Here is an 11,222-nt window from a genome sequence, read left to right as displayed (position 1 = left end):
TCACCGTGGGTGACGAAGAAACCCCAGTTGCAAACCTGGTGGTCACCTTCACCGGCGACAGCAATAAAGACGGTTACTACGCCATCGTTGGCAACAACGTTGTCCTGACTCAGGCCGGTGCTGACTTTGTTAATGCGGGCAATAAACTGCCAGCGTTCGATCTGACCGTGACTGATGCAGACAAAGGCAGCGCAACCGCCGCCGCTACTCCGGATGTGACGCTGGTCAACGACCTGCCGACCATCGAAGTAACCGCCAATCCGTTGGTTGAAGACGCTGTCAGCAAAGACACCGTGGCGGGCTCGTTCACCGTGGGTGACGAAGAAACCCCGGTTGCAAACCTGGTGGTCACCTTCACTGGCGACAGCAATAAAGACGGTTACTACGCCATCGTTGGCAACAACGTTGTCCTGACTCAGGCCGGTGCTGACTTCGTCAACTCAGGGAACAAACTCCCAGCGTTTGACCTGACCGTGACTGATGCTGACAAAGGCAGCGCAACTGCCGCCGCTACTCCGGACGTGACGCTGGTCAACGACCTGCCGACCATCGAAGTAACCGCCAATCCGTTGGTTGAAGACGCTGTCAGCAAAGACACTGTGGCGGGCTCGTTCACCGTGGGTGACGAAGAAACCCCAGTTGCAAACCTGGTGGTCACCTTCACCGGCGACAGCAATAAAGACGGTTACTACGCCATCGTTGGCAACAACGTTGTCCTGACTCAGGCCGGTGCTGACTTCGTCAACGCAGGGAACAAACTCCCAGCGTTTGACCTAACTGTGACTGATGCTGACAAAGGCAGCGCAACTGCCGCCGCTACTCCAGATGTCACCCTGGTCAACGACATCCCGGTTATCACCGTGGCTGCGACCACTATCGTGGAGAACAGCGCCAAAGTCGGCACTATCGCCGGTAGCTTCGTAGCAACTGACGAAGAAACCCCGACGGCCAGCCTGAAAGTTGATTTCACCACCGGCACCAATACTCAGGGTTACTACACTCTGTCCGGTACCAACGTTGTGCTGACGCAGAAGGGCGCGGACTTCGTCAACGCCGGCAACCAGTTGCCGAAAATTGACCTGACCGTCACCGACGCCGACAACGCCACTTCGCACAGCGACGCTCAGCCGGTCGTTACTTTGGTAAACGACATCCCGGTTATCACCGTGGCTGCGACCACCATTGTTGAGAACAGCGCCAAAGTCGGCACCATCGCCGGTAGCTTCGTAGCAACTGACGAAGAAACCCCGACGGCCAGCCTGAAAGTTGATTTCACCACCGGCACCAATACTCAGGGTTACTACACCCTGTCTGGTACCAACGTTGTGCTGACGCAGAAGGGCGCGGACTTCGTCAACGCCGGCAACCAGTTGCCGAAAATTGACCTGACCGTCACCGACGCCGACAACGCCACTTCGCATAGCGATGCTCAGCCGGTCGTTACTTTGGTCAACGACATCCCGGTTATCACCGTGGCTGCGACCACTATCGTGGAGAACAGCGCCAAAGTCGGCACTATCGCCGGTAGCTTCGTAGCAACTGACGAAGAAACCCCGACGGCCAGCCTGAAAGTTGATTTCACCACCGGTACCAATACTCAGGGTTACTACACCCTGTCCGGTACCAACGTGGTGCTGACGCAGAAGGGCGCGGACTTCGTCAACGCCGGTAATCAACTGCCGAAAATTGACCTGACCGTCACCGACGCTGACAACGCCACTTCGCACAGCGATGCTCAGCCGGTCGTTACTTTGGTCAACGACATCCCGGTTATCACCGTGGCTGCGACCACCATTGTTGAGAACAGCGCCAAAGTCGGCACTATCGCCGGTAGCTTCGTTGCTACCGACGAAGAAACGCCTACTGCCAGCCTGAAAGTTGATTTCACCACCGGCACCAATACTCAGGGTTACTACACCCTGTCCGGTACCAACGTTGTGCTGACGCAGAAGGGCGCGGACTTCGTCAACGCCGGCAACCAGTTGCCGAAAATTGACCTGACCGTCACCGATGCTGACAACGCCACTTCGCACAGCGATGCTCAGCCGGTTGTTACTTTGGTCAACGACATCCCGGTTATCACCGTGGCTGCTACCACCATTGTCGAGAACAGCGCCAAAGTCGGCACCGTCGCCGGTAGCTTCGTAGCCACTGACGAAGAAACCCCGACGGCCAGCCTGAAAGTTGATTTCACCACCGGCACCAATACTCAGGGTTACTACACCCTGTCCGGTACCAACGTGGTGCTGACGCAGAAGGGCGCGGACTTCGTCAACGCCGGTAATCAACTGCCAAAAATTGACCTGACCGTCACCGACGCCGACAACGCCACTTCGCACAGCGACGCTCAGCCGGTCGTTACTTTGGTCAACGACATCCCGGTTATCACCGTGGCTGCGACCACCATTGTTGAGAACAGCGCCAAAGTCGGCACCGTCGCCGGTAGCTTCGTTGCTACCGACGAAGAAACGCCTACTGCCAGCCTGAAAGTCACCTTCACCACCGGCACCAACGCGGACGGCTACTACACCCTGTCTGGCACTAATGTTGTGCTGACGCAGAAGGGCGCGGACTTCGTCAACGCCGGCAACCAGTTGCCGAAAATTGACCTGACCGTCACCGATGCTGACAACGCCACTTCGCACAGCGATGCTCAGCCGGTCGTTACTTTGGTCAACGACATCCCGGTCATCACCGTGGCTGCGACCACCATTGTTGAGAACAGCGCCAAAGTCGGCACTATCGCCGGTAGCTTCGTAGCAACTGACGAAGAAACCCCGACGGCCAGCCTGAAAGTTGATTTCACCACCGGCACCAATACTCAGGGTTACTACACCCTGTCTGGCACTAATGTTGTGCTGACGCAGAAGGGCGCGGACTTCGTCAACGCCGGCAACCAGTTGCCGAAAATTGACCTGACCGTGACCGACGCCGACAACGCTACTTCGCACAGCGATGCTCAGCCGGTCGTTACTTTGGTCAACGACATCCCGGTCATCACCGTGGCTGCGACCACCATTGTTGAGAACAGCGCCAAAGTCGGCACCGTCGCCGGTAGCTTCGTTGCTACCGACGAAGAAACGCCTACTGCCAGCCTGAAAGTCACCTTCACCACTGGCACCAACGCGGACGGCTACTACACCCTGTCCGGTACCAACGTTGTGCTGACGCAGAAGGGCGCGGACTACGTCAACTCCGGTCATCAGTTGCCGAAGATTGACCTGACCGTCACTGACGCTGACGGCGCCAACTCACACAGCACTGGTCAGCCGACCGTGACGTTGGTCGACGACACTCCGATCGCCAGCAACGGCTACATCCAGGGCGACGAAGACACCCCGATCGAATTGACCTGGGCGACCTTCGGCGTCAGCGATGAGGACTCCACAAACCCGAAAGTGGTGTTCACCAGCCTGCCTGCCGGTTCCATCGAGTACTACTCCAACGGCGCGTGGGTCAAACTCAGCGCGACTGATCTGAAAACCGATACCTCTGCCGGTAAGTCGTTCAGCCAGGCGGACTTCGACGGCCACAACGTGCGTTACACCCCGGCAGCCAACGAATCGGGTGACAACACCTTCGCGGCCACAGGTGTGGGCAACAAGCAGACCGATTACACCCAGCTGAAATTCCAGGCTACCGACGGCAATTCCTACAGCGACACCAAGGTCATCACCGTGGATATCCACCCGGTGGCGGATGTGCCGGTTGTGACGGTTGGCGCGTTCGGCGCTGTTCCTACAGGCTTGGTCATTCAAACCTGGACTGGCGGCACTCTGCGCACTGATCTGGGGACCAACGGTAACGGTGTGGTCAATTCCAGCGATCTGATCCGTGTGATCGACGCCAAGACCGCTGCCAGCGCCGTCACCACCGGCGTGACCAGCAGCGTCAGCAACAGCAATGTGGCAGACGGTACCGCGACCAAAGTCTCCGGCTTGATTTACCTGGAAGCCGGCAAGAGCTACACCTTCACTGGTACGGCCGACGACAGCCTGGCAATCACCGTGGGCGGCAAGTTGGTTGCCACCGAGACGTGGAGCAAGGGCAGCGCGATTACCGGGTCGAGCTACACCCCGACCGAGTCGGGCTACTACACCCTGGATATCTACCACTACAACCAGGCAGGCGCGGGCAACTACGACGTCAATGTGTCGATCAACAACGGCGTGTCGATGTCCCTGGGCAACAGCGGCCTGCAGACCTACACCAGCGTGGACGCGTTGAAAGCCGCCGGTGCGGTGCTCGGCGATAGCCATATCGTCAACGGCGAAGGTTATTACACTGGCTACGTCTACAACCGTGGTCTGGAAGACACCGCGATCAAGGTCAGCCCGATCACTACCACGTTTGTCGACAACGACGGCTCGGAGTCGCACAAGGTGGAAATCAGCGGCTTGCCAGCCGGCACCGTGATTACCGACGGCAACACTGGGCACAGCATCACGTCGAACGGCAGCGGCACGCTCTACGATGTCAGCACCTGGAACCTGAAAACCCTGACCGTTACGCCGCTCAAGGATTCGACCGCCAGCTTCGACCTCACCGTGAAAGCCACGGCCACGGAGCTGAGCACTGGCGCTTCGGCGGTAACGACCGGCAAAGTGAGCATCGTGATCACTGCGGTCAACGATGCCCCAACCCTGGACCTGAGCACGGCTGACGGCGCTGTCGCCACCGGCTACAACACCGCTTACACCGAACGCAGCACCACGGGTGTGGCGATTACCGGCAGCGTGGCCATTGGCGACGTCGACAGCACGCAGATGCAAAGTGCGACCATCACTCTGAAAAACGCCAGTTCGGGCGATGTGCTGAGCTCCAGTCTGGTAGCGGTGGGTGGTACCTACAAAGGCATCACCGTGACCAGCGTCGGGACTGACGTCAGCGGCAAGATCGTGCTGACCCTGTCGGGCGTGGCGGATGCGGCGACCTACAAGACGCTGCTTGAGTCGTTCCAGTACTCCAGCACCAGCAAGTACCCGACGCTGGGCGACCGCACCATTGATGTCGCGGTGACTGACAATGAGGGTGGCAACAGCCTGAGTTCGTTGGCGGCAACGACCACCATCACGGTCAAGCCTCAGGTCTACACCCCTGTTACGGAAGGCGGCGCTGCGGTGGATACCATCGACCTGGGCTCCACCTCGACCCACAACATCGTGATTGGCGACAAAGGTGGCATCACCACCCCGGGCACCAACTACAACATCGCGTTCATCGTTGACACCTCGGGCAGTATCGGCTCGAGCGCGATGACCTCGATCAAGTCCCAGTTGTCGACCATCTTCGATACCCTGATCGCCAACGCCAAGTTGACCGGTTCGGGTGTGGTGAAAGTGTTGCTGGTGGACTTCGATACCAAGGTCGAATCGCAAGTGTCGGTCAACCTGGCTGACCAGGCGGCTGCCAAGGATGCGTTGCAGGCTGTGTTGAACAACATGAGCTCCAACTCGACTGACGTGACCAACTACCAGGACGCCTTCAACACTGCGACGGCCTGGTTTAAGAGCTCTGAAGCGACCAGCAACGCCAGTGCGAAGAACCTGACGTACTTCATTACCGACGGTGCGCCGAACGTCTACAACTACACGTACAACAACCCTACTCTTGGGGCGACCAGCCGCTACGGCGATACGGTTTACTTCGACAGCAAGATCAATAGCAAAAACTACACCCTGGGCCAGTCCACTGAGGTCACCGCAACGATCTACGGCAAGACCCAGGTCATCGTTGACAGCGAAGGCAAGGTCTATTCGTACAACTCGTCCGGCACCAAGACCTTTGAAGGTTATGTCGTGTCCGACGGCCGCGGTGGTTTCGACGTGGCGGGGGCTGTCGGCAACAGCAGCTACTACTACGACTATCCGTTGGAAGCGGCCAAAGACGCTTACGCGGCGTTGATCACTGCGGTCAAGGGCGGGGTTGAGGTTCAGGCCATCGGCCTGGGCAGCAGCGTCGACAAGGACATGTTGCAGAAGTACTTCGATACCGACAAAACGGTCAGCACGATCGACACCGCGAAGCTGGCGGACACCATTACCGGCCACACCGCCGATACCGGTGCCGACAACGTTTCCGGCGGTTCGGGCAACGACATCATCTTCGGCGACCTGATCAGCTACAAAGGCCAGGAAGGCAGCGCGGCACTCAAGGCATTCGCTGCCGAGAAGCTGGCGACCACGGTCGATCAGATCGACGACCGCACCTTGCATCAGTACATCACTGAGCATGTGCAGGACGTCGGTGCTTTGGCCAACGCGTCGAACATCTACGGCACCAACGATGGCGGCGACACCCTGATCGGCAACGCCGGCGATGACATCCTGTTCGGCCAGGGCGGTAACGACACGCTCTCCGGCGGCGCAGGCAATGACATCCTGGTGGGCGGCAAGGGCAACGACATCCTCACCGGCGGCGCGGGTGCCGATACCTTTGTGTGGCTCAAAGGCGACACCAACACCAACGGTGGGTTTGATCGCATCACTGACTTCAAACACGGTGAAGGCGACAAGCTGGACCTGTCCGACCTGTTGCAAGGCAATAACGACACCAACCTGTCGAGCTACCTGAGGCTGACCACGGATGCGTCGGGCAACTCGACGCTGAGCGTGAGCAGCACCGGGTCGTTCACCGGCACCAGCGGCGGCACGGCTGATGTCACGATCAAAGTGGATGGCGCCAGTTGGGGCTCGGGTTCCGCCGCGATCAATAGCCTGATCGCCGGTGGCGACTTGACCGTCAAGCACCACGACTGATCACCACGGGGGCGGCAATCTTTAGGGATTGGCGCCCCCATGGCATCCGCTTCGGCGAAATGTGTGTAATCTCTGTGGGAGCCGTGTGCGGCGCCTGCAGGGATTTTTTATTGGGAGAGGGCTGATGTTCTACGTGCTACGCGATCAATACAACGCTTTGGTGCGTGTCGAGGCGCAGGCCTTCGCTGAAGCCACTGAGACGCTACCGGCGGACCATCACGAGATCCAGGCGTGGTTTGCCGACGATGAGATCGAGACCAGCCTCAAGCAGCTCAAGAGCAGTGACCTTGAGATGATCCGCGTACTGGACGACTTGATTCAGGTGCTGATCACCAAGAACGTAATGAGCATCACCGACTTGCCGCCGGCGGCGCAGACCAAGTTCCTGGAACGCACCCAGGCCCGGGCGGCGCTGGGCGGTTTGAGCGAGCTGATCAATGATGATGAAACTGGCCTGATTTGACGCGCACCTCCTTCACGGCTTAACCGTCAAGGAGGCGTGATTATTCTGTGCTCCACTTCCAGGGCGCCGGTTCACCGACCAGTTGGCCTTGCACCCCTTCAATACCCATCTCGCGGATCACCCGCAACTCACCCTCGGTTTCCACGCGCTCGGCAATCAGCGGCAGATCAATGCTGTGGGCCGCTCGCTGGATGGCCTCGATAAAGAAGCGCTTGTGGCTTTCCTGGTCAATGTCGCGGATGTAACTGCCATCGATCTTGAGGTAGGCCAGGCCCAGATGCGCGAGGTTACCGATCATGCTGAAGCGCCCGCCGAAGCGTTGCAGGCCAAGGCTGTAGCCCAGACCGCGCATGCGCCGGATCAGGCGTTCCAGTTGTGCCTGTTCGGGGACTTGCTCCTCGCCGATTTCCAGGGTCAGGCGCTCGCCCAGCAACGGGTGTTGCGACAGGCGCTCGAACATGTGCTCCAGGGCTTGCGGGTCGTTCAGGGTAGCCGCCGACAGGTTCAGCGCGACCGATTGGTTGTGCTGGCCCAAGTGTTTGATCACCAGATCGAGCATTACCTGGTCGAGCCGCGCGGTCCAACCGAAGCGCTCCAGCCACGGTAGGAAATGCCCGGCGGCGATGGTCTGGTCCTGATTGTCGAGCAAGCGCGACAGCACTTTGTAATGCAGGACCTGGCGGGTATCGCTGCTGCTCACCACCGGCTGGAAGAACAGGCGGAAGCGACCCTGGCTCAGCGCATTGTCGAGCAAGGTGTGCCAGCTGTGCGGGTCGTCACTGACGGTGTCGAGGGTTTGATGTGACAGGCAGACCCAGCTTTGCAGGCTGTTGGCTTCGGCCTGGGTGAGCGCTTGGTCAGCCAGCATCAGCAGGTCTGCCGAAGCGTCGCCGGGGTTGTAAGGGGCCAGGCCGATGTGGGCCACGGTGGGCATGTCGGTGGCGCCGGTTTCGTGCAGGCTTTGCAAGGTGGTTTCCAGTTCCTGGGCCAACTGCACAGCTTCATCGCGCACCAAGCCTGGCGCGAGCACGGCGAACTCGCCACCCCGGCTGCGGGTGATCAGGTTATTGGTTTCCGGGTATTTGGCACAGGTACGCACCAGTTGTTGGCTGACGGCTTGCAGCAACTGGTCGGTGCGTTGCCCGCCCAGACGCTGATTGAGGCCGCCTAGGTCGTTGAGCCGCAACATCAGCAGGTAGCCTGAACTGGACTCCTCCATGTTGCTGACCCGCGATTGCAACTGCATCTCGAAATAACGACGGTTCGCCAGGCCGGTCAGGCTGTCCTGGTAGGACTCCACCCGCAGCTTCTCGCTGCGTTCGGTCTGCTCGTGGAACAGCGCCTTGAGTTTCTCCACCATCTGGTTCATGGCCTGCACCACGCGGCGTAATTCCGGGGTGCGAGGCAGGTCGGGCAAGCTGAGGAACTCACGACGCGCGATGGCGTGGGACTGCTCGACCATATAGTCCAACGGTTTCAGCTGGCGACGCAGCAACAGCGCGCCCAGCACTGCACTCGCGGCGCCGCAGATCAACAGCCAACCCAGGCTGCCGAGGGCGCTTTGCCAGAGTTTGGCCAGGGCAAACATCGGGTGACTGACCACCTCAACGCGCGCCGCCTGCTGCCAGCCACGGCTGACAATGGCATCGCCGCCGGCCGGCGCGAGGCCGATCATCTTCACGAACCAAGCCGGAACGCTGCTGGCATCCGGCTCGGCGGCACGCTCCACCAGTACCTGGTCGTTGCTCAGGTCCACCACACGAATGCTTGCGTAGTAGCCACTGTCAAAGATCGAGCTGACCATCAGTTCGGTCATCGCCGGGTCATCGATGTTCGGCGTCAACGACAGGGCCAGCGCCGTGGCCGCGTCCTGCGCGTGGGAGCGCAGTTGGTTGACGTACTGGGTACGCGAACTCTCAAGGCTGACGAAGAAGCTACCGCTGAACGCGACCACCAGGAACACGCAGATAGCGATCAGCAATTGTTTGAACAGTGACATCGTAGCTCCTGTTAATTATCCGAACTGGCCGGAAACCCTTCAGCGGTCATTTTTTTCAAGACATCCTGCCAACGTGACAGGCGCTTGGTGTCACCGACTTTTTTGTTGCCCGCCGCGCCGGTCAACCACAGCCCTTCACCGTTGAACGCGTACACCGGCAGCAAATCCGCGCGCTGGCTGGCGGGCAAAATGGCGTCCATCAGGCTGTCCAGTACCAAGGGCATGGCTTCGGGGCTGGCATAGTACGTCAGCACCATGTGCGCGCGATTCTGGCGTAACGCTTTAACGTAGGTAATGCGCAGTTTTTCGGCGGGGACGCCCAAGTGACGCAGGCTGAAGTACTTGGCGATGGCGTAGTCTTCGCAGTCGCCTGCGCCTTTCCACAGGGACTGAATAGGGGTCGCCCAATAATCAATCTCGTGCCACAGGTCGATGTCTTCCTCGTAGCGCAACTGGCGGTTGAAGAACAGATTCACCACTTTGAGCTGCTCGGTCTCACCCACTTGCTTCTGCGTTGACAGCAATTGCTGCCATGCATCAATGCGCTGACGCCCGGGGCCTAGTGGCCCGTAAAGCGACTCGGCGCGGCGGCTGATTTGGCTGAAATCCCAGTCGGCGAGCAAATCGCCCAGCAGGCCGCCACCCAGCAACAGCGTGATGGCGAGGCCGTACAGAATCCGAGGGAATTTAAAGCGTATCGCCACTGCGATTACCCAAGCTTGCAGCATTGAAGGTGCGGCAATGGTGCGGTGATAGCGGGTAAAAAACAATGGCACGATGAAATCACTGCCAGTGAATTGTAGTAAAAGTCCGTCAGTAAATTGGCTGTTTTCCGCTCGTCTGAAAGGGCGGTGGTAATTTCATCAAAATAATGACACTTCTTTAACGCTGTCACAGAATGAAGCCATGAGAACGCCTACAAAAAGACCTGCGGCGAAGCCATACCTTGCCGACCTTTTCACGTCTTTATATGGCGCCGTGAAGGAGCTCCGGCCATGAGCCGCACTGATGATCTATTTGCCCTGTTCGGCAAGAGCGTTTCCCGTGATCCCAAGGGAAGAAACGCTCGCCTGCATTTTTTCGGCAGCGTTCCCTTCGACGATGGCACTCGGGTGAACCATAAAGATGGCTCGCGCATGAGTACTCATGCGTCCCACGCCAATGAACATCATCACAATGAGCCACTGACCACGCTACGCCCGACGGTAGTGGCGCTGGTGTCCATCAATGGTGGTGTTGGCCGCAGTACGCTGGCCACGGCACTGAGCAGCGGTTTGCAGCGCCTGGGTGAGTCGGTCGTGGCATTGGACCTGGATCCCCAGAATGCTTTGCGCCAGCACTTTGGTGTTGATCATGAGCTACCCGGTGTGGGTCGCAGTAGTCTGCTCAACGCGCCATGGAGGACCATCCTGCAATCGGGTTTTGCCGGTTGCCAGGTCATTCCCTTTGGCGACACCGACACCCAGCAAAGGGAAAACCTGCAACGCTGGTTGACCCGCGAGCCGAAGTGGCTGACCCAGCGCCTGTCGGCATTGGGGCTGAGTGAACGGCACACAGTCATCGTCGATACCCCCGCAGGTGACAACGTTTATCTCCATCAAGCACTGAGCGTGGCTGACATCGTGCTGGTCGTCGCCCAACCGAATGCCGCTTGCCTCGGCACCCTGGACCAATTGGATGAATTGCTGGCGCCTCATCTTGAGCGTGAGCGTCCACCGCGTTGCCACTTGGTGATCAACCAACTGGACGAAAACTCGACGTTCAACCTGGAAATGCTCGACGCCTTCAAGTTGCGCCGAGGTGAGTACCCTCTGGAAGTCGTGCACCGTGATCCGGCGATCAGCGAAGGCTTGGCCTTTTCTACGGACCCTTTGGACAACACGGCGACGAGCCTGGCCGGTGACGATATCACCGACCTTTGCCGGTTATTGATCGCTCGCAGAAAACGCGTTTAAAGCGCGGTTTATACGCTTACCTCCAGATGCTTATGCACAATCGGTTG

The 11,222-nt window shown here is 59.0% G+C and carries 5 protein-coding genes; 3 read left to right on the top strand and 2 right to left on the bottom strand.

What is annotated here, in order from left to right; all coding sequences use genetic code 11:
• The first annotated feature begins 38 nt into the window (after positions 1–38).
• Together CKW32_RS28745 and CKW32_RS23850 are read left to right on the top strand one after the other, a co-directional pair.
• On the top strand, positions 39–6,758 hold the full coding sequence (locus tag CKW32_RS28745; RefSeq protein ID WP_218229691.1) for a type I secretion C-terminal target domain-containing protein: 6,720 nt from the start codon (positions 39–41) through the stop codon (positions 6,756–6,758).
• A gap of 124 nt (positions 6,759–6,882) precedes the next feature.
• Positions 6,883–7,221, top strand: a complete 339-nt coding sequence (locus CKW32_RS23850) for a hypothetical protein (protein ID WP_032890080.1) — start codon at positions 6,883–6,885, stop codon at positions 7,219–7,221.
• A gap of 40 nt (positions 7,222–7,261) precedes the next feature.
• Here the strand turns inward: CKW32_RS23850 and lapD are convergent, their stop codons facing one another.
• Together lapD and lapG are read right to left on the bottom strand one after the other, a co-directional pair.
• Entirely contained in the window at positions 7,262–9,220 is a 1,959-nt protein-coding gene (gene lapD / locus CKW32_RS23845; protein WP_095186165.1) for a cyclic di-GMP receptor LapD, read from the bottom strand.
• An 11-nt stretch (positions 9,221–9,231) separates the two neighbouring features.
• Entirely contained in the window at positions 9,232–9,948 is a 717-nt protein-coding gene (lapG, locus tag CKW32_RS23840; RefSeq protein WP_095186164.1) for a cysteine protease LapG, read from the bottom strand.
• A gap of 267 nt (positions 9,949–10,215) precedes the next feature.
• Here lapG and bcsQ point away from each other — a divergent pair, with 267 nt between their 5' ends.
• Positions 10,216–11,175 (top strand): cellulose biosynthesis protein BcsQ, encoded by a 960-nt coding sequence (gene bcsQ / locus CKW32_RS23835; RefSeq protein WP_032890087.1) that lies wholly within the window; start codon positions 10,216–10,218, stop codon positions 11,173–11,175.
• The last annotated feature ends 47 nt before the right edge of the window (positions 11,176–11,222 follow it).

It is taken from the genome of Pseudomonas sp. Irchel 3H9 (assembly GCF_900187495.1).
Lineage (GTDB): Bacteria > Pseudomonadota > Gammaproteobacteria > Pseudomonadales > Pseudomonadaceae > Aquipseudomonas > Aquipseudomonas sivasensis.
Note: the sequence above shows the minus strand (reverse complement) of the source record. Positions and strands in the feature narration are given on the sequence as shown.

Coding starts and splice junctions, on each gene's coding strand:
- lapD (WP_095186165.1), bottom strand. CDS start 9,220: ATGTCACTGTTCAAACAATTGCTGATCGCTATCTGCGTGTTCCTGGTG.
- bcsQ (WP_032890087.1), top strand. CDS start 10,216: ATGAGCCGCACTGATGATCTATTTGCCCTGTTCGGCAAGAGCGTTTCC.
- CKW32_RS23850 (WP_032890080.1), top strand. CDS start 6,883: ATGTTCTACGTGCTACGCGATCAATACAACGCTTTGGTGCGTGTCGAG.
- lapG (WP_095186164.1), bottom strand. CDS start 9,948: ATGCTGCAAGCTTGGGTAATCGCAGTGGCGATACGCTTTAAATTCCCT.